The organism is Cellulomonas telluris (genome assembly GCF_004886325.1).
Taxonomy (GTDB): Bacteria; Actinomycetota; Actinomycetes; order Actinomycetales; family Cellulomonadaceae; genus Cellulomonas; species Cellulomonas telluris.
This window is the reverse complement of record NZ_QXFN01000003.1, coordinates 180,051-198,551: the sequence shown is the minus strand read 5'-3', so window position 1 is coordinate 198,551 and position 18,501 is coordinate 180,051. Positions and strand designations below refer to the sequence as shown.

General features: G+C 75.0%; 15 protein-coding genes and 1 tRNA gene. 3 read left to right on the top strand and 13 right to left on the bottom strand.

All coding sequences use genetic code 11. From position 1 onward, the window contains the following. Positions 1–124: 124 nt before the first annotated feature. Positions 125–565: a hypothetical protein gene (locus tag FB586_RS09725; protein WP_136519142.1), complete on the top strand. Its 441-nt coding sequence runs from the start codon at positions 125–127 to the stop codon at positions 563–565. Between the two features lie 74 nt (positions 566–639). Here FB586_RS09725 and FB586_RS09720 read toward each other — a convergent pair. After that, positions 640–721, bottom strand: a tRNA-Tyr gene (locus FB586_RS09720). A gap of 198 nt (positions 722–919) precedes the next feature. Between FB586_RS09720 and FB586_RS09715 the strand changes: the two genes are divergently transcribed. Continuing rightward, complete coding sequence (locus FB586_RS09715) at positions 920–1,417, top strand: YajQ family cyclic di-GMP-binding protein (protein ID WP_136519141.1); 498 nt, start codon at positions 920–922, stop codon at positions 1,415–1,417. A 93-nt stretch (positions 1,418–1,510) separates the two neighbouring features. On the opposite strand, the gene htpX is transcribed toward FB586_RS09715, so the two are convergent. The 3 genes from htpX to FB586_RS09700 form a co-directional block, all read right to left on the bottom strand. Further along, entirely contained in the window at positions 1,511–2,392 is an 882-nt protein-coding gene (gene htpX / locus FB586_RS09710; RefSeq protein ID WP_136519140.1) for a zinc metalloprotease HtpX, read from the bottom strand. A gap of 232 nt (positions 2,393–2,624) precedes the next feature. Next, positions 2,625–4,010: an FAD-dependent oxidoreductase gene (locus FB586_RS09705; protein ID WP_136519139.1), complete on the bottom strand. Its 1,386-nt coding sequence runs from the start codon at positions 4,008–4,010 to the stop codon at positions 2,625–2,627. Between the two features lie 341 nt (positions 4,011–4,351). After that, on the bottom strand, positions 4,352–6,202 hold the full coding sequence (locus FB586_RS09700) for a carbohydrate-binding module family 20 domain-containing protein (protein WP_246036678.1): 1,851 nt from the start codon (positions 6,200–6,202) through the stop codon (positions 4,352–4,354). Between the two features lie 276 nt (positions 6,203–6,478). On the opposite strand from FB586_RS09700, the gene rarD reads away from it, so the two are divergent. Next, positions 6,479–7,450 (top strand): EamA family transporter RarD, encoded by a 972-nt coding sequence (gene rarD, locus FB586_RS09695; protein WP_136519138.1) that lies wholly within the window; start codon positions 6,479–6,481, stop codon positions 7,448–7,450. 2 nt (positions 7,451–7,452) lie between these two features. Here rarD and FB586_RS20175 read toward each other — a convergent pair whose 3' ends face one another. The 9 genes from FB586_RS20175 to nuoI all read right to left on the bottom strand — a co-directional run bounded on the left by FB586_RS20175 (position 7,453) and on the right by nuoI (position 18,471). Next, complete coding sequence (locus tag FB586_RS20175; protein WP_168800521.1) at positions 7,453–9,063, bottom strand: FHA domain-containing protein; 1,611 nt, start codon at positions 9,061–9,063, stop codon at positions 7,453–7,455. Between the two features lie 121 nt (positions 9,064–9,184). After that, positions 9,185–9,940, bottom strand: coding sequence for a PP2C family protein-serine/threonine phosphatase (locus FB586_RS09685; RefSeq protein WP_136519580.1), 756 nt, complete (start codon positions 9,938–9,940; stop codon positions 9,185–9,187). Between the two features lie 13 nt (positions 9,941–9,953). Beyond that, positions 9,954–10,961, bottom strand: a complete 1,008-nt coding sequence (locus FB586_RS09680) for a polyprenyl synthetase family protein (protein ID WP_136519136.1) — start codon at positions 10,959–10,961, stop codon at positions 9,954–9,956. Positions 10,962–11,056: 95 nt separating this feature from the next. Continuing rightward, positions 11,057–12,892, bottom strand: coding sequence for an NADH-quinone oxidoreductase subunit NuoN (gene nuoN / locus FB586_RS09675; RefSeq protein WP_136519135.1), 1,836 nt, complete (start codon positions 12,890–12,892; stop codon positions 11,057–11,059). After that, positions 12,889–14,445 (bottom strand): NADH-quinone oxidoreductase subunit M, encoded by a 1,557-nt coding sequence (locus tag FB586_RS09670; RefSeq protein WP_136519134.1) that lies wholly within the window; start codon positions 14,443–14,445, stop codon positions 12,889–12,891. Before FB586_RS09670 ends, nuoN begins: the two co-directional genes overlap by 4 nt. 19 nt (positions 14,446–14,464) lie before the next feature. Beyond that, complete coding sequence (nuoL, locus tag FB586_RS09665; RefSeq protein WP_136519579.1) at positions 14,465–16,432, bottom strand: NADH-quinone oxidoreductase subunit L; 1,968 nt, start codon at positions 16,430–16,432, stop codon at positions 14,465–14,467. 22 nt (positions 16,433–16,454) lie between these two features. Next, entirely contained in the window at positions 16,455–16,754 is a 300-nt protein-coding gene (gene nuoK, locus FB586_RS09660; protein ID WP_136519133.1) for an NADH-quinone oxidoreductase subunit NuoK, read from the bottom strand. After that, complete coding sequence (locus FB586_RS09655) at positions 16,751–17,791, bottom strand: NADH-quinone oxidoreductase subunit J (protein WP_370741061.1); 1,041 nt, start codon at positions 17,789–17,791, stop codon at positions 16,751–16,753. Before FB586_RS09655 ends, nuoK begins: the two co-directional genes overlap by 4 nt. Then, positions 17,788–18,471, bottom strand: a complete 684-nt coding sequence (nuoI, locus tag FB586_RS09650; RefSeq protein WP_136519578.1) for an NADH-quinone oxidoreductase subunit NuoI — start codon at positions 18,469–18,471, stop codon at positions 17,788–17,790. The genes FB586_RS09655 and nuoI overlap by 4 nt, the downstream gene beginning before the upstream one ends. Between the last annotated feature and the right edge of the window lie 30 nt (positions 18,472–18,501).

The following is an 18,501-nucleotide window of genomic DNA, read 5'->3' as shown; positions in this document are numbered from 1 at the left end:
CCACGGCCGCCCTGGGGCACCCCCGGCGGGTGCCGACGCCGGGTGCGACGCCGGCCGTCACGTCGCTCCCCTAAACCTTTCGCTTCGTACCTGGCCGCCGGGGCGCCGTGCCACGATCCGCCGCATGCGCCCCCTGCCCGCACCCCGTCGCGCCGCGACGCCGCTGCTCGCCGCCCCGCTCGCCCTCGGCCTGGTCCTCGGTCTCGCCGCCTGCTCCGGCGGCGACGAGGGCGTCGACCCCTCGACGGCCGACTGGCCCGAGGCCGTCGCCCCCGCCGAGGCGGACGGCGACCTGTGGGTCGTCTGGACGGCCGTCGCGGAGGCCGGCGACGAGGGCGGCCTCGAGGAGGAGGTCACGCGCCTCGGCGAGCTCGGCTACGACGCCGAGGCGTGGGACCCGGCGTGCCAGGAGGGAGCGGCCGAGACGCTCGCCGGGCTGACGGAGTTCGCCGACCCCGTCGGCGTCGGGCTGGCGTTCGCCTCCGCCGAGGACGCCGGCGTCTTCGACACCCGCTACGAGGGCGAGACGGTCTCCATCACGCCCGGTGCGTACACCTGCTCCTGACCCACCGCCGGCCCCGGGCTCGACCCCGGGACGTCGAAGGGCCTCCTCGCACTGCGAGGAGGCCCTTCGTCACGTGGCGGGTGAGGGATTCGAACCCCCGTAGGCGATGCCAGCTGATTTACAGTCAGCCCCCTTTGGCCACTCGGGTAACCCGCCAAGGGGACACCACCCACCGGAGCGGGCCAGGCCGAAGCCTGCCCGCCGTCCGCGTGAGCGGCGTGCGGATGGAAGGATAGCAACTCCGCGAGGCCCCTCGCGCCACCGTCCGTCGCGACCGCGGCGGACCGGCGCCCGCAGGGACCCGCCCAGTCCGTACGAGGCGCCGCCGACCGGCGCGCGCCGGGAGGGAGCACCATGGCGAGCGAGTCGTCGTTCGACGTCGTCAGCAAGGTCGACCGGCAGGAGGTCGACAACGCCCTGAACCAGGCCGCGAAGGAGATCGCGCAGCGGTACGACTTCAAGGGCGTGGGCGCGTCGATCGCGTGGAGCGGCGAGAGCATCCTCATGGTCGCGAACTCCGCCGAGCGCGTCCTGGCCGTCCTCGACGTCTTCCAGTCCAAGCTCATCAAGCGCAACATCTCGCTCAAGGCCCTCGACACCGGCGACGGCGAGCCGAAGCCCTCGGGCAAGGAGTACCGCCTCGCGGCGAGCATCAAGGAGGGCCTGAGCAGCGAGGTGGCGAAGAAGCTCGCCAAGCTCGTGCGCGACGAGGGCCCGAAGGGCGTCAAGACGCAGATCCAGGGCGACGAGCTGCGGGTGTCGGCCAAGAGCCGCGACGACCTGCAGGCGGTCATCGCGCTGATGAAGGGCGCCGACGTCGACGCGGCGCTCCAGTTCGTCAACTACCGCTGACGGTGCGCGAGGGGCCCGTACCGTGCGCGGTGCGGGCCCCTCGGTGCGTCCCGGCGACGCCGGTGCGGCTCGTCCCGGCGACGCCGGTGTGGCTCAGTACCGGGCGACGCCCCCGCGCCCGCCCGCGAGCGCCTCGAGCCGCGCGATGCGGTCCGCCATCGGCGGGTGCGTCGCGAACATGCGGCCCAGCCCGCCGCCGCGGAACGGGTTCGCGATCATGAGGTGCGAGACGTCCACCAGCTCGCGCTCCTGCGGCAGCGGGCGCGCGTGGGTGCCCGCCTCGAGCTTGCGCAGCGCCGACGCCAGCGCGAGCGGGTCGCCGGTCAGGGCGGCACCGTCCTCGTCCGCGTCGTACTCGCGGGTGCGGCTGATGGCGAGCTGGATGAGCGTGGCCGCGAGCGGTGCGAGCAGGGCCAGCAGCAGACCCGCCAGCGGGTTGCCGCCCCCACGGCGGTCGCCGCCGCCGAAGAACAGGGCGAACTGCGCGAGCGAGGTGATGACACCCGCGATCGCGGCGGCCACGGAGGACGTCAGGATGTCCCGGTTGTACACGTGCATCAGCTCGTGGCCGAGCACGCCGCGCAGCTCGCGCTCGTCGAGGATCAGCAGGATGCCCTCGGTGCAGCACACCGCGGCGTTCTGCGGGTTGCGGCCCGTCGCGAAGGCGTTCGGCGCCATGGTCGGCGACACGTACAGCCGCGGCATGGGCTGGCGCGCCGCCGTCGAGAGCTCCCGCACGATCCGGTACATCACCGGCTGCTCGATCTCGCTGACGGGCCGGGCGCGCATCGCGCGGATCGCGATCTTGTCCGAGTTCCAGTAGCTGTAGGCCGTCGTCAGCAGGCCGATGCCGGCGAACAGCAGGAGGAACCCGGGGCGCCCCCCGCCGAGCAGGTAGCCGATGCCGAGCAGGACGGCCCACATGGCGCCGAACAGCGCCGCCGTCTTCAGGCCGTTGAAGTGCCGATGCCCCATGTCCGTCCTCCCCCGCCCCGTCCGGGGCGGTCCGTGCGTCCGCCGGGAGAACGTCCCGGGGTACGTGCGCGTTCCCCGCGGCACCCGGGCGCCGCGCCCCCAGCGTGCCCGTGGGCTGCGTCGACGCGCCCGGCGCGACGTGCGGCGGGCGGCAGGACCACCCGTCCGGCGCCGGGCCGGGGACGACGACGGGCCCCGCACGCGGTGCGCGTGCGGGGCCCGTCCGTCGGCGTCAGGCGTTCGGCAGCTGACGGCCGAGGGAGATCGCCACCATGTCCTCGCGCGGGACGAGCTTGACCCGCTCGCGCCCGTGCGGCTCGCCCAGGGACTTCTCGTACGCGTCGAGCAGCTCCCAGCCCGACCAGTCGATGGGCTGGGCGCCGCGCGCCCGCAGGAACTCGAGGACGGCCTCGGGGTCGCGCTCGGCGGCGGTGTAGAACGCCTCGCCGGCGGCGGCGACGTCCTCGCCCAGGTGCCGGATGGTCTCGGACGCGTCGGACTTGGTGTGGCCGATGAGGCCGACGGGACCGCGCTTGATCCAGCCGGTCGCGTAGATGCCGGACAGGTGCTCGCCGTCGACGTCCACGACCCGGCCCTCGCGGTTGGGGATGACACCCGCGACGTCGTCGAACGGGATGTCGACCAGCGGCGAGCCGAAGTAGCCGACGGCGCGGTAGACGGCCTGGACCGGCCAGTCGAACGTCTCGCCGGTGCCCGCGACGTTCCCGTCGCCGGTGAGCGTCGTGCGCTCGGTGCGCAGGCCGACGACCTTGCCGTCCTCGCCGAGCACCTCGAGCGGCTTGTGCAGGAAGTGCAGGTGGATGCGGCGCGAGGCGGTGAGGTCCTCGGGCTCCTTGAGCGTCCAGTCCGTGAGGGTCTTGACGACCTGCTTCGTCTGGTTGCTCGAGCGGATCGCCGCCTCGGAGCCCTCGTCGAACTCGAAGTCCTCCGGGTACACGACGACGTCGACGTCCGGCACGTGGCCGAGCTCGCGGAGCTCGAGCGGCGAGAACTTCGCCTGCGCGGGGCCGCGGCGCGCGAACACGTGCACGTCGGTGACCGGGCTCTTCTTGAGGATCTCGTAGACGTTGGCCGGGACCTCGGTCGGGAGCAGGTCGTCCGCGTGCTTGGCGAGGATGCGCGCGACGTCGAGCGCCACGTTGCCCGCGCCCAGGACGGCCACCTGCTGCGCCTCGAGGGGCCAGGTGCGCGGCACGTCCGGGTGGCCGTCGTACCAGGAGACGAAGTCCGCGGCGCCGTAGGACCCGTCGAGGTCGATGCCGGGGATCGGCAGGGCCGCGTCCCGGATCGAGCCGGTCGAGAAGATGACGGCGTCGTAGAACTGGCGCAGGTCGTCGAGCTTGAGGTCGGTGCCGTAGTCGACGTTCGCGAGGAGGCGGATGTCGCCGCGCTCGAGGACCTTGTGCAGCGCGACGATGATCTGCTTGATGCGCGGGTGGTCGGGCGCGACGCCGTAGCGGACGAGGCCGAACGGCGCGGGCAGGCGCTCGAACAGGTCGATGCTGACGTCGAGGTCGGTCTTCGACAGGATGTCGGCCGCGTAGATGCCGGCCGGTCCCGCGCCGACGATCGCGACACGCAGGGTCGGGGTGCTCACGGGTCGGGCTGCCTTCCGGTCGGGGGGCCCTCACCGCTCGGCGCGGCCGGGCCGCGGGGCCGGAGGGCCTGCGCGTCGGCGTGCGCGTCGGTCGGTGCGAGGGCGCTGCTCGCCCCCCAGTCTAGGCGCTGAGGTGAGGACACCCTCACGTCCACTCCACGATACGGACAGCCCAGCATGCGGACACCTCGCGAAACCGCAGGTCAGGGTGGCGCCGGTCACCTCCACGCGCCCGACGCCACCCCGCCGCTCACCGCCCCGGCGCGCGGCCGTGCCCGCCACGGGCCGGGGCGGCGGTCACGGGCGGCCCGTCGCGCGGGCCGACGTCCGGCGGCCGCCGGTCACGGGCGCCACGTGTCGGTGAGGGTCAGCGTGCCGCTCGCCGGGACGCGCACCGTGCGGTTCGCGCCCGACTCCCACGTCACCGACCCGCCCTGCCTGCGGACGTACTTGTACTCGACGGTCGCACCCGCGGGGAGCGTCACGGCCCCCCGCCAGACGGGGTACGTCGCGGACGAGAGGGCCACCGCGCGCGCCGGGTCCCAGTCGCCGAGCGCCGGGTGGTCCCCCACCACGGCGAGGTCCTGCCCCCACACCGTCGTCGCGTGCACCCCGAACGAGACCTGGGCCGGGGCGGCGGTCGGCGACGCGGTGGGGCTCGCGGTCGGGCTCGCCGTCGGCGTGCCGCCGCCCGTGGGCCGCTGGCCGACGTGCAGCGCCACCGCGCCCTGGGCCGGCACCGTGAACGCCGCCCGCCCGGCGGCGTCCACCGTCACGGTCGTCCCCGTGCAGGCCCCGCCCGACCGCGCGCCGCTGATGACGTCGCAGTACGCGCCGGCCGGCAGGGAGGTCTGGAACGTGCGCTGCAGCGGGGCGGAGCCCGCGTTGACCGCGACGTACCCGGCGCTCCCCCGCCCGAAGGCGATCCGGCTGCCGCCGTCGTCCCACCAGTGCGTGATGCCCGTGCCCGCGACCGCGTTGCGGAACCCCACCATGTGCGCCGTCTCGTTCCAGCGGTGCGCGCACGTCCACGTGCCCTGCCCGCACACCGCGTCCCGCACGGCGCCGTTCGCCTCCGACGGCGCTCCGGCGTCGTGGTCTGCGAACGCGTAGCCCGAGTAGACGGTCGGCCAGCCGTACGGGTAGGCGAGCATGAAGACGTTCGCCAGGCGGTGGTCGGACCCGTTCCTGTACGACAGCGTCTCGCCGTTGCGCTCGGTGTCGTGGTTGTCGACGAAGACGCCGGCACGGTCCGAGGGCAGCAGCCACGACTGGCTCGACAGCGTCCGCAGGCTCGCGAGCTCGTCCGCCTGGAACCGTCCCTTGAGGTGGCGGGCGTAGTGGAACTCGTGCGAGTCGCCGGACCCGAGGTACTCGCTCGGCTGGATCGGCTCGCCGCCCGCGCCGATCACCTCGTGCACGACGTAGACGCTGCGGTCGGACAGCTTGGCCCGGATGGCCTCGAGGTCCGCGGCGGCGATGTGCTTGGCCGCGTCGACGCGGAACCCGCGCACGCCGAGCGAGATGAGGTCGTTCAGGTAGTCCGCGATCTCCTGGCGCACGTACTCCGACTCCGTGCGCAGGTCCTGCAGGCCCACGAGGCGGCAGCTCTGCACCTGGTAGCGGTCCTGGTAGCTCGCGATGTCCGTGCGGCAGTCGTGGAAGTCCTGCGGGCCGTACCCGCCGGCCGGGCCGGGGTACCGCTCGGTGGAGAACGTCGTGCCGGCCCAGCCCGTGCCGCCGCTCTGGCCGCTCATGTGGTTGACGACGACGTCCGCGATGACGTCCACGCCGGCGGACCGGCACGTCCCCACCATGGCCGCGTACTCGGCGCGGGTGCCGAGCTTGGACTCGATGCGGTAGCTGACCGGCTGGTACGAGGTCCACCACTGGCCGCCGACGACGGCGTGCTCGTTGGGCGGGGACGTCTGCACCCACCCGTAGCCGGCGGGGCCGAGGACGGCGGTGCACTCGCGGGCGATCGCGTCCCAGGTCCACTGGAAGAGGTTCACGCCGGGCCGGTCCCCGGGCGGGAGCGCCTGGGCGGGACGGGCGGCGGTGACGCCGGCGGCGGCGCCGACGAGCGCGAGGGCGACCGTCAGCAGCCCGGCGAGCAGGACGGGGACGGGTCGACGGCGCGCGGGCGCCCGGGTCCCGTCGGGCGGCGGGACGGGCAGGGGCGGTGCGGACACGGGGTCTCCTCGGGTCGTGCCCGACGGCGTCGTCGGGCGGCTCGCCGGCGCGGCGCTGCACCGGTCGTCCCGGCGCCGCCCGTGCGGGACGGCGTCGGGCGTGGAGGAGGTGACCCGGGCGTCCTGATCCCCGGGGCGCACGCACGTCGGTCGCAACTGCTTGCGAGACGTACGCAACTTGCTGCAAAGAGACACTAGGGGTGACGTACGCCACCGTCAACAGCACGAGGCGCGCGGCCCGCCCGCCACCCCGTCCGCGGGTGCCTACAGTGACGTGTGCCCGACGCGCCCGCCCCCGACCGCCGCGCGGGGCTCGCCGCCGGCGTCGCCGCCTACCTCCTCTGGGGCGCGCTGCCCCTCTACTTCCCGCTGCTCTCCCCCTCCGGCGCGGTCGAGATCATCGCCCACCGGGTCGTGTGGTCCCTGCTGTTCTGCCTCGTGCTGCTGCTCGCCACCCGCACGTGGGGCGTCTTCGTCGCGCTGCTGCGGGACCGCCGCCTGCTCGCGCGCCTCACGCTCGCCGCGGTGCTGCTCGCCGTGAACTGGCTCGTGTTCGTGCACGGCGTCACCACCGGCCACGTCGTCGACGCCGCGCTCGGCTACTTCATCAACCCGCTCGTCACGGTCGGGCTCGCCGTGCTCGTGCTCGGCGAACGGCTGCGTCCGGTGCAGTGGGTCGCGCTCGGACTCGGCGCCGGCGCGGTCGTCGTCATCACCGCGGGCCTCGGGCGGCTGCCGTGGATCGCGCTGACGCTCGCCGGGAGCTTCGGCGTGTACGGGCTCATCAAGAGCAGCGTCGGCGCCCGCGTCCCCGCCCTGCCCGGCCTCGCGGCGGAGACCGCGGTGCTCGTCCCCGTGGCGGTCGGCTACCTCGGCTGGCTGCACGCCACCGGGTCCGGCACGTGGGGCGCGCACGGCACGTGGCACGCGGTCGGGCTCGCCGGTTCCGGCGTCCTCACCGCCGTGCCGCTGCTGCTGTTCAACTCCGCCGCACGGCGGCTGCCCCTGTCGGTGGTGGGGATGCTGCAGTACCTGGCCCCGGTGCTTCAGCTGGCGATCGGCGTGCTCGTCGCGGGCGAGGAGATGCCGCCCGCGCGCTGGTGGGGCTTCGGCCTGGTGTGGCTCGCGCTCGTCGTCCTCACCGTCGACGGCCTGCGCACCGCGCGCACGACGCGCCTGGCCGCGCGCGCCGCCGCCGCGAGCGCGGGCGCACCCGCCGACGACCGCGGTGGTCGCGGGAGGGTCTGAGCTCAGGCGTCCTCGACCTGCACGAGGCGCTGGCCGATCCGCACCGTCCAGCCCGCCCGGACCACGGCGCGGGTGCCCGGCGGCAGCACGTGCGCCTCCCCGCCCGGAGCCACGACGACGCTCCCGTTCGTCGAGCCACGGTCCATCACCCACACGCCCGCGGGCCCGTCCGGGTGCTCCGGAGGCTCGGGCCCGAACTCCAGGTGCACGCGCGAGACGGAGCGCGAGGGGTCGTCGACCGCGACGACGTGCAGGATGTCCGCGCCGTCCTCCGCGCGCGGGCCACGGCCCGCCAGGCCGCGCCCCACCACGCGCACCCGGGGACCGGTGTCGAACTGCAGCGCGAGGGTCGTCGCACGACGGCGCAGCTGCGCCAGGTCGCGCACACGGGTGTGCTCGAGCTCGACCAGGTCGTCGGGCACGACCGGCAGCGGCGTGGGGGGCGGCGGCACCACGCCCGGCGCAGCGGGCGCGGCGGGCCCTGAGCGGGGATCGGTTCCGTCGACGACCTCCGCGAGCGGGTCGGTGCCGCCGCCGACCACCGCGCGCGGGTCGGTGCCGCCGCCGATCCCCGCGCCGGGGTCGGTGCCGTCGCCGACCTCCGCGCGCGGGCCCTCGGGCCCGACGGGGGCGACCGGCGCGGGGGCGGGCCGTGCCCACGGGGCCGGGGCCGCCGGCGCGACGGGGAGGAAGGTCTCCGTGGGCGCGTCGCGCCGGGACACCGGAGCCGGCGCCGGAGCCGCCGGGGCGGGTGCGACCTCCGCACCCTCCCACGGCGCCACCGGGGGGTCGGCCGGCACGAGCGGCGGACGCACGTCCGCCGCACCCGCGAGCGACACCGGGGTCGGTGCCGGCGGAGGCACGGCGGCACCGGCCCGTGTGCCGTCGGGCGCGGCGTCGCCGCGCACGGGTGCGGCGGGGACGCCGCCGGGTCCCGGACGTGCACCGCCCGCCGCCCGGCGTCCCGCCGGCAGCGGGGCGGGACCGCGTGCGTGCGCCGGCGCCGCCGCGTCGACCACCCGGGTGCCCGACGCGCGGTCGTGCCACCCGCGACGGTCGGGACCGGCGTCGAGCGCCCCGGTGGCCGAGACCAGCAGGGGCCCGGCGACGGGGAGCACCGACCCGAGGGCGAGGACCAGCTGCCGCACCAGCGCGCGTCCGACGCCCGGCGTCGCGCCCGTCGTGTGCGCGACGGTCCGCAGCCCCAGCGCCGCCGCTCCGGCGGTGGCACCGAGCAGCCCCTCCGCGACGACCAGCGCGAGCCCGACGAGGACGGCGGTGGTCGCCGTCGCCGCGAGGGGCGGAGCACCGACCACCGCCGCGGCGCCTGCCGCCGCACCAGCCCCGAGCGCGACCACGCCCAGGTCCGTCAGCTGCGCCAGCACGCGCCGCCCGACCGACGGCGCGGACGGGTGCGGGGCACCGCCCGCGCGGCGGCGGGCGACGGGAGCGTCGGGCACCGGACCGGGACCAGGCGCGGCGGCCGGCGACGCCACCGCACCGCCCGGCGCGCCCCATCCGGCGCCGGCGGCGGCGCCGTCCGGGGTGGCAGCCGGCGGCCCTCCGCCGTCGGACGGGGTGCGGACGACCTCGGGCCGGGCGATGAGCGGCACCCGGGCACCGCACACGGCGCACGAGACCGCCTCCGGAGCCAGCGGCATCCCGCAGGACGCGCAGCGGGGAGCCGAGGCGCGCGTGCTCACGACCGTGCCCCCGCGGCGGCACCCGGCGTCATCACGCGGTGTCCGCCGCGTCGTCGGCGCGCGTCACGGTGAGCGCGTCGACCACCACCACGGTCACGTTGTCCTGCGCGCCGGCCGCCAGGGCCTCCCGCACCAGGCGCTCCGCCGCGTCCCGCGCGTCCGGCTCCGCCCGCAGCACCGCCTGGACCCGCGCGTCCGGCAGCACGTCCGTCAGGCCGTCCGAGCACGCGACCATGCGGTCGCCGGGGCTGACGGGGAACAGCCAGAGGTCCGGCTCCACCGTCGAGGAGCCGCCGCCCAGCACGCGCGTGACGACGTGCCGCCGCGGGTGGTGCGCGGCGTCCTCGACCGCGAGCAGCCCCTCGGCGACGAGCTCGGCGACCTCCGAGTGGTCCTGGGTGAGCTGCTCGAGGATCCCGCCCACCATGCGGTACGTGCGCGAGTCCCCCACGTTGAGCACCAGCCAGCACGGCTCGCCGTCGCGGCTCGTCACCGCGACCCCGGTGAGCGTGGTGCCCGGCCGCCGGTCGCCGCCGGACGGCAGCTCGCGGACCCGGCGGTGCGCCTCGCGCAGCACCTCCGCCGCGTCCTCCACCGTCGGCTCCGCCCCGGCGAGCACGCTGACGGCCTCGATCGCGACGCGCGAGGCCACCTCGCCCGCCTCGTGCCCGCCCATGCCGTCCGCCACGACGTACAGCCCGTCGGCGGCCCAGGCGCTGTCCTCGTTCGTGTCCCGCCCGGCGCGGTCGGTCGCGACCGCGGACCGCAGCTCGACTCCGGTCCCCATCACGCCGCCCGGCTCACGAGGCGCGGTCGACGAGCGCGTCGGCGAACGCCACGAGCGCCTCCTTGACCGGACCGGCGGGCAGCGGCGCGAGCTCCGTGACCGCCTGCCGCGCCAGCTCCACGGCCCGGTCGCGCGTGCGGGCCACGACGTCGTGCCCCCGCAGCGCGTCCACCGCGGCGGCCAGCGCGTCGTCGTCGGAGAGGTCCGCGTCGAGCAGGGCCAGGGCGCTGCGGTCGTCCTCCGTCGCGTCGGACGCGCCCGCGCGTGCGCGCAGCAGCAGGGCCGGCATCGTCGGGACGCCCTCGCGCAGGTCCGTGCCGGGCGTCTTGCCCGTCACCGTGCCGTCGGACGTGAGGTCGATGACGTCGTCCGCGAGCTGGAACGCGACGCCGATCGTCTCGCCGAAGCGTGTCACCGTCCGCACGACCTCCGCGGAGCAGCCGGCGAACATCGCTCCGAAGCGGGCGGACGTCGCGATGAGGGACGCCGTCTTGTCGGACAGCACCTGCAGGTAGTGCTCGACCGCGTCCTCGCCCGGGCGCGGGCCGACCGTCTCGTGCAGCTGCCCGAGGCAGAGCCGCTCGAACGTCGCGGCCTGGATGCGCACGGCCTCGGGGCCCAGCCCGGACACCAGCGACGACGCCCGCGCGAACAGCAGGTCGCCGGTGAGGATCGCGACCGAGTTGCCCCACACCTCGTGCGCCGACGGCGCACCGCGGCGGACCGGGGCCGAGTCCATGACGTCGTCGTGGTACAGCGTCGCGAGGTGGGTCAGCTCGACCACCGCCGCCGCGTCCACGACCTCCCGCCGGTCCGCGTGCCCGAGCTCGGCGGTCAGCAGCGTGAGCAGCGGACGCAGCCGCTTGCCGCCGGCGTTGACCAGGTGGCGGGACGCGAGGTCGGCGATCGGGTCGGTCGACGTGACGGAGTCGCGCAGCAGCTCCTCGACCAGGGACATGCGCCCGGTCAGGCGCTCCGCCAGCTCGGCGTCGTGCAGCGGGAGGGCGAGGGCGGTCGTCACAGGACGAACCTATCCGTCCGCGCGTCGCGGTACGGAACGGGACGGGCAGGACGCCCGGTTCCGACCGGTTCGTCCGCGGCGTGGCGGCGGCGTGGTCACGGCAGGAGGACCGCCACGGAGCCGATCGCGTCCAGGACGGGCTGGGGGGCGACACCGAGCACGACGGTGAGCAGCGCGCACACGGCCACCGCGACGACGGTCAGCCCCTCGCCCGGCACGACCGTCGTGGTGCCGCGCTCGACGGTGGTCCCGGTCGCCGTCGCCGTTGCCGTCGCGGTCCCCGGGCCCGCGGTCGCGTCCGCCGTCGCGGTCCCCGGGCCCGCGGTCGCGTCCGCCGTCGCGGCGGCGAGCGGAGCCGCGCCGGCGGCCGTCGCGCCCCCGACGCCCGACGCGACGGGCGCGTCGCCGCCGTCCGCGCCGTCCGCGCCGTCCACGCGCTCACCGCCCGCCGGCTCGCCGACAGCCGTGCCGTCCGCCCCGGCCGGGGACCCCGCGGGCTCGGTGAAGAACAGCAGCACGATGATGCGGACGTAGAAGAACCCGGCCGCGACGGACGCGAGCACGCCGACGAGCGCGAGCGGCCAGGCGCCGCCCGCGACCGCGGCGGAGAACACCGCGAACTTGCCGGTGAAGCCGGCCGTGAGCGGGATGCCCGCGAACGACAGCAGGAAGAGCGTGAACGTCACCGCCAGCGCGGGGTGCGTCCGACCCAGCCCGGCCCACTGCGACAGCCGCGTCGCCTCCCCGAGCACCGCGGGCTCGTCGGTGCCGTCGCGCGTCCCGCGCTCGCGCACGAGGGCGACGAGCCCGAACGCGCCGAGCGTCGTGGCCCCGTAGGCCAGCAGGTAGAACAGCACGGCGGTGATGCCGGAGTCGTCCAGCGCCACGACGCCCGTGAGGACGAACCCGGCGTGCGCGATCGAGGAGTAGGCGAGGAGGCGCTTGACGTCGGTCTGCACGAGCGCGGCGACCGTGCCGACGACCATCGTGAGGATCGCGACGGTCCACAGCACGACCTCGAGGTCCCACCGCATGCCGGGGAGCATCCCGTAGACGACGCGCAGGAGGGCGCCGAACGCGGCCACCTTGGTGCAGGCCGCCATGAACCCGGTGACCGGCGTGGGGGCGCCCTGGTACACGTCGGGCGTCCACTGGTGGAACGGGACGGCGCCGACCTTGAACAGCAGGCCGACGAGCAGCAGCACCGCCCCGACGAGCAGGAGGTCGTCCGTGCCCCCGGGCGTCGCGGTCGCCGCCGCGATCTCGGAGAACCGGATCGAGCCGCTGTAGCCGTACAGCAGGGCGATCCCGAACAGCATGATCGCCGAGGTGAACGCGCCGAGCAGGAAGTACTTCATCGACGCCTCCTGCGAGAGCAGGCGACGGCGGCGGGCGAGCCCCGACAGCAGGTACAGCGGCAGCGACAGCACCTCGAGCGCGATGAACAGCGTCAGCAGGTCCGCCGTGGCGGGGAAGATCATCATCCCGCCGGTCGCGAACAGCACGAGCGGGAAGACCTCGGTCTGGCGCAGGCCGCGGCGCCGTGCGAGCTCCTCGTAGTCGGACCCGGGCACCGCGGCGGCCGTGGGCGCGAACGCGTCCTCGTCCCCCGTCACCCGGTCGGCGACGAGCAGCACGGAGAGCAGGGCGAGCAGCGCGACCGTGCCCTGCAGCACCAGCGCCGGGCCGTCGACGACGAGCGAGCCGGCCAGCACGTCGGTGCCGCCCGTGCGGCGCACGTCGCCCCACAGCACGGCCACGGCCACGAGCGCGCCGGCGAGCGCGGCCAGGCTCAGCGTGAGCTGCACGGTGCGGCGCAGGCGCTCGGGCACGAACGCCTCGACCAGCACGCCGGCCACCGCGGCCAGCAGCACGACGAGCACCGGGACCAGCGGGCCCCAGGCGATGTCCGGTGCGACGAAGGTGCTCACCGGTCGCCCCCTTCCTCGGACGCGGGCATGACGACGGGCTGGCTCGGCGCGGGGTCCTCGACCCCGACCTGCGTGAGCGTCTGCTCGGCGGGCGGGCGCACCAGGTCGAGCGCCGGCCCGGGCACGAACCCGAGCACGAGCATCGCGGCGATCAGCGGCCCGACGGCCCAGCGCTCGCGCGCGGACGCCTCGGGCATGGCGGCGAGCTCGGGCCGCACGGGCCCGGTGAACAGTCGCTGGTACGTCCACAGCACGTAGACCGCGGCGAGCACGACGCCGACGGTGGCGACGACAGCCGCGACCGGGTGCCGGGCGAAGCTGCCGACCAGCACGAGGATCTCGCTGACGAACGTCGACAGGCCGGGCAGCGACAGCGCGGACAGGCCGACGACGAGGAACATCCCGGCCAGCACCGGCACGACCTTCTGCAGCCCGCCGAAGTCGGCGACCTGCTGCGAGCCGCGCCGGGCGGCGAGGAAGCCGACGAGCAGGAACAGCGCCCCGGTCGAGAGGCCGTGGTTGACCATGTAGAAGGACGACCCGGCGACCGACGTCGACGTGAACGCGAAGATGCCGAGCACGATGAAGCCGAAGTGCGACACCGACGTGTACGCGACGAGCCGCATGAGGTCCCGCTGCCCGATCGCCAGGAGCGCGCCGTACAGCACGGAGACGACGGCCAGCGCGATGACGACGGGCGCGGCCCACCGCGACGCCTGCGGGAACAGCGGCAGGCAGAGCGTGAGCATGCCGAACGTGCCCACCTTGTCGAGCACGCCGACGAGCAGCGCCGACGTGCCGGCCGGCGCCTGCTCCGCCGCATCGGGCAGCCAGGTGTGCACCGGGAACATCGGCGCCTTGATGGCGAACGCGACGAAGAACGACACGAACAGCCACCGCTCGAGCGTCGGGTCCATCTCGAGGCCGACGAGGTTCTCGACGAGGAAGCCCTCGGGCCCGCGCGGTCCCTGCAGGTACAGGCCGATGACGCCGATGAGCATGATCAGCCCGCCGGCGAGGGAGTACAGCAGGAACTTCACGGCCGCGTAGCGGCGCCGGGCGCCGCCGAAGCCCCCGATCATGAAGTAGACCGGGATGAGCATCGCCTCGAAGACGACGTAGAACAGGAACACGTCGCGCGCGGCGAACACGAGGACGACGAACGCCTCGAGCAGCAGGACGAGCGCCAGGTAGTGCCGCAGCCGGTCGGTCGGGGCGTCGCCCGCACCCTGCTCGCGCCAGGCGGCGAGCACGACGAGCGGCACGAGCACGACGGACATCGCGACGAGGGCGAGCCCGACGCCGTCGACGCCGAGCGCCCACGAGACGCCGAACGCGGGGATCCACGGCACGGTCTCCGTCAGCTGGTGCGTGCCGGCGTCGGCGGTGTCGAACGCACCGACGGCGGCACCGAGCAGCACGAGCTCGGCGAGCGCGACGCCGAGCGCGACCGTGCGGGAGTGCCGGCGCGCGCCGGCGGGCAGCGCCCACAGCGCGACGGCGCCGAGCGCCGGGAGGACCACCAGCGCGGTGAGCCAGGGGAAGTCAGCCATGTCTCTCGTCTCCTCCGCCTCAGCCGCGCACGGCCAGCACGACGACCGTGAGCACGACCAGCCCGACGACGGTCGAGGCGGCGTACGACCGGGCGTACCCGGTCTGCACGCGCCGCACCGCGTCGCCCACGCCGACCGTGACCTTGCCCAGCCCCGTCACGGCGCCGTCGACGACCGCCTTGTCCCCGTAGACCAGGGAGCGCGTGAGGTACCGGCCCGGGTCGACGAGCGCGGCGTCGTTGACGACGTCCTGGTACAGGTCCTGGCGCGCCGCACGGGTGAGGACGGTGCCGCGCGGCGGGGCCACCGGCACGGTCGACACCGCGTACATCCGCCAGGCGAGCACCAGGCCCACGAGCACGACGGCGAGCGTCGCGCCGACGATGACCGGCACGGGCAGCACCGGCTCGTGGTGCTCGGCGTGCCCGACCGACGGCTCCAGCCACTCGACGAACCCGGCGCTCGACAGGAACCAGCCCAGGCCGACCGAGCCGACCGCGAGCACGACCATCGGCACGGTCATGAGCAGCGGGGACTCGTGCGGGTGCTGCGCGCTGCCGTCGCGCTTGGCCGACCAGCGCTTCTGCCCCTCGAACGTGAGGAAGAACAGGCGCGACATGTAGAACGCGGTGATGCCGGCGCCCAGCAGCGCGATGCCGCCGAACACCCAGGCGCGCCACGGCTCGCCGTCGACCGGCACGAAGGCCGCCTCGATGATCTTGTCCTTGCTCCAGAAGCCCGCGAACGGGAACACCCCGAGGATCGCGAGCCACCCGGCCATGAACGTGACGTACGTGATCTTCATGTACCGGCCGAGGCCGCCGAAGCGCCGCATGTCGACCTGGTCGTCCATGCCGTGCATGACGGATCCGGCGCCCAGGAACATGCCGGCCTTGAAGAAGCCGTGCGTGACGAGGTGGAAGATCGCGAACGCGTAGCCGATGGGGCCGAGGCCCGCCGCGAGCACCATGTAGCCGATCTGCGACATCGTCGAGGCGGCCAGCGCCTTCTTGATGTCGTCCTTGGCGCAACCGACGATCGCCCCGAACAGGAGCGTGATCGCGCCGACGACCGCGACGACCAGCTGGGCCGTCGGTGCCGCGGCGTACACCTCGCCGGACCGGACGATGAGGTACACGCCCGCCGTCACCATGGTCGCCGCGTGGATGAGGGCGGACACCGGCGTGGGGCCGGCCATCGCGTCGCCCAGCCAGGACTGCAGCGGGAACTGCGCCGACTTCCCGCAGGCCGCGAGCAGCAGGGCCAGGCCGATCAGCGTGAGCACGCCCGTGTCGGCCCCCGCGACGCCCGCGTGCACGGTGGCGAAGTCCAGGCCGCCGAACGCCGCGAACATCAGGCCCATCGCCACGATGAGGCCGACGTCCCCGACGCGGTTGGCGACGAACGCCTTCTTCGCCGCGACCGCGTACGCGGTGTTGTGGTTCCAGAACCCGATGAGCAGGTACGAGGCGAGACCCACGCCCTCCCAGCCCACGAACAGCAGCAGGTAGGAGTCGGCGAGGACGAGCAGGAGCATCGCCGCGACGAACAGGTTCAGGTACGCGAAGAACCGGCGCCGGTCGACGTCGTGCTCCATGTAGGCCACGGAGTAGACGTGGATGAGCGTGCCGACGAACGTCACGAGCAGCACGAACGTCAGCGACAGCGGGTCGACCCGCAGACCGGCGTCCAGGGTGAGGGCACCCGCGTCGACCCACGTGCCGAACGAGACGTCGTGCACGCGCTGCTCGGCGGGCTGCCCGAGCAGGCCGAGGAACAGCACGAGCGCCACCACGAACGAGGCGGCGGACGCGAGGACGCCGAGCCAGTGGCCCCAGCGGTCGGCGCGGCGGCCGAGCAGGAGCAGCACCGCCGCGGACACGAGCGGCACGACGACGAGCCACGCCGCGTGCCGCGCGCCGTCCCAGGCGACCGGCGCGACGACGTCCTCGACAGCGGTGACGACGGCAGGGGTCGTCAGGGACATCAGGGTGTGCACGTGCGACCCCTCAGCTCTTCAGCAGGTTGACGTCGTCGACCGAGGCCGAGCGCCGGGTCCGGAAGATCGACACGATGATGCCGAGCCCGACGACCACCTCGGCCGCGGCGACCACCATGACGAAGAACGCGAGCACCTGGCCGGTGAGGTCGCCGTGCATGCGGGCGAACGTGACGAGCAGCAGGTTCGTGGAGTTGAGCATGAGCTCGACACCCATGAACACGATGATCGCGTTGCGCCGCAGCAGGACCGTGGTGGCACCGATCGCGAACAGGATCGCAGCCAGCACCAGGTAGTGGGTGAGCGTCACCGGCGGACCTCCTCGTCGCGCAGCTCGTCGCCGTCGGCGGTGTGCGCGTCCGCGCTCGCCGCGCTGGGCTCGTCCGGGGCGTCGGCGCCGCCGGGGGCGTCCTCGGGCCGGTCGTCGTCCTTGCCGGCCGCGTCGCGGGCCAGGGCGCGGGCGCCGAGCGGCGGGCCGTCCCCGGTGGCGGACGTGAAGGACCCAGCGCCGTTGGCCCACCCGCCGGCGAGCACGCGGTCGATGCGGGCGGCGTACTCGCGCGCGTCGGCCTCCTGGCCCCGCACGCGCAGGACGCGCGGCACCGAGTGCTCGAGCGGCCGGCCGTCGGGGTCGAGCGCGGGCACGTCCATCGCGTTGTGCCGCGCGTAGACGCCGGGCGCGGGCAGCGGCGCGAGGTTCGCGCCCTCGCGCACGCGCCGCTCGGCGAGCTCGCGCTGCCCGATGCGCGGCGCGAGGCGGCGCCGGTGCGTGAGCACGAGCGCGCCCAGCGCCGCGACGACGAGCAGGCACCCGACGACCTCGAGGGCGAGCACGTGCTCGCCGAACACCAGCCGGGCGATCCCGATCGGGTTGGAGTCGGCGTTCGCCTCGACCAGCCCCTGCGCGGCCGGGTACGTCGCGCGGCCGACGACGCCGGCCAGCACGACGCCGAGGCCGGCGCCGGCCAGCACGCCGATCCACCGCTGCCCGCGGATGGTCTCCACGAGCGAGTCGGACCGGTCGACGCCCACGAGCATGAGGACGAAGAGGAACAGCATCATGACCGCGCCGGTGTACACGACGACCTGCACGACGCCGAGGAACGGCGCCTCCTGCGCGACGTACAGGAACGCCAGCGAGATCATCACGACGACCACGGCGAGCGCGGCGTGCACGGCCTTGCGGGCGAACAGCAGGCCGAGCGCCGCGAGCACCATGACCGGGGCCAGCACCCAGAACAGCACCGCCTCCGCCGTGCTCGTGCGCCCCGTCTCGGCGAGGGCCGTCGGCACGGCCGTCGCGACCGTGGGCAGGGCGGCGTGCACCGCCGCGAACGCACCCGTCACCGGGCACCTCCCTGCCGCCGTGCAGCGGCGGTGATCGCCTGCTGCTCGAGCCGCGTCGTGCCGTGGTCGGGCACCGTGGCCCCCTTCTCCGCGTTCTGCGGCAGCGTCGGGTCGTCCGGGCGGTGCTCGGCGACCCACGCGACCTGCTCCGGCGTCACGCCCGTGACCTCGCCGCGGTAGTACTCGGTGTCGGTGGTGCCCTCGACCATCGGGTGCGGCGCGGCGAGCTGGCCCTCGCGCAGCGGCGCGAGCAGGTCCTGCTTCTCCCAGATCATCCCGGCGCGCGTCGGCCCGGCGAGCTCGTACTCGTTCGTCATCGTCAGGGCGCGCGTCGGGCACGCCTCGATGCACAGCCCGCAGAAGATGCAGCGCAGGTAGTTGATCTGGTAGACGCGGCCGTACCGCTCCCCCGGCGAGAACTGCGCCTCGGGCGTGTTGTCCGCGCCCTCGACGTAGATCGCGTCCGCCGGGCACGCCCACGCGCACAGCTCGCAGCCGATGCACTTCTCGAGGCCGTCGGCGTACCGGTTGAGCTGGTGCCGCCCGTGGTAGCGGGGCTTGGTCGGCACCTTCTCCCGCGGGTACTGCTCCGTCACGGTCGGGCGGAACATGTTCGACAGCGTCACGCCGAACCCGCCGACGGGTGCGAGCAGCGCGGACAGCCCGGACCGCGGCTCGATGAGCGACTCGTACCCCTCGTCCGGGCGGGC

Excerpts from the sequence above, each read along its gene's own strand:
- htpX (WP_136519140.1), bottom strand. The coding sequence starts at position 2,392 with ATGGGGCATCGGCACTTCAACGGCCTGAAGACGGCGGCGCTGTTCGGC.
- nuoL (WP_136519579.1), bottom strand. The coding sequence starts at position 16,432 with ATGTCCCTGACGACCCCTGCCGTCGTCACCGCTGTCGAGGACGTCGTC.
- FB586_RS09725 (WP_136519142.1), top strand. The coding sequence starts at position 125 with ATGCGCCCCCTGCCCGCACCCCGTCGCGCCGCGACGCCGCTGCTCGCC.
- FB586_RS09715 (WP_136519141.1), top strand. The coding sequence starts at position 920 with ATGGCGAGCGAGTCGTCGTTCGACGTCGTCAGCAAGGTCGACCGGCAG.
- FB586_RS09685 (WP_136519580.1), bottom strand. The coding sequence starts at position 9,940 with ATGGGGACCGGAGTCGAGCTGCGGTCCGCGGTCGCGACCGACCGCGCC.
- FB586_RS09670 (WP_136519134.1), bottom strand. The coding sequence starts at position 14,445 with ATGGCTGACTTCCCCTGGCTCACCGCGCTGGTGGTCCTCCCGGCGCTC.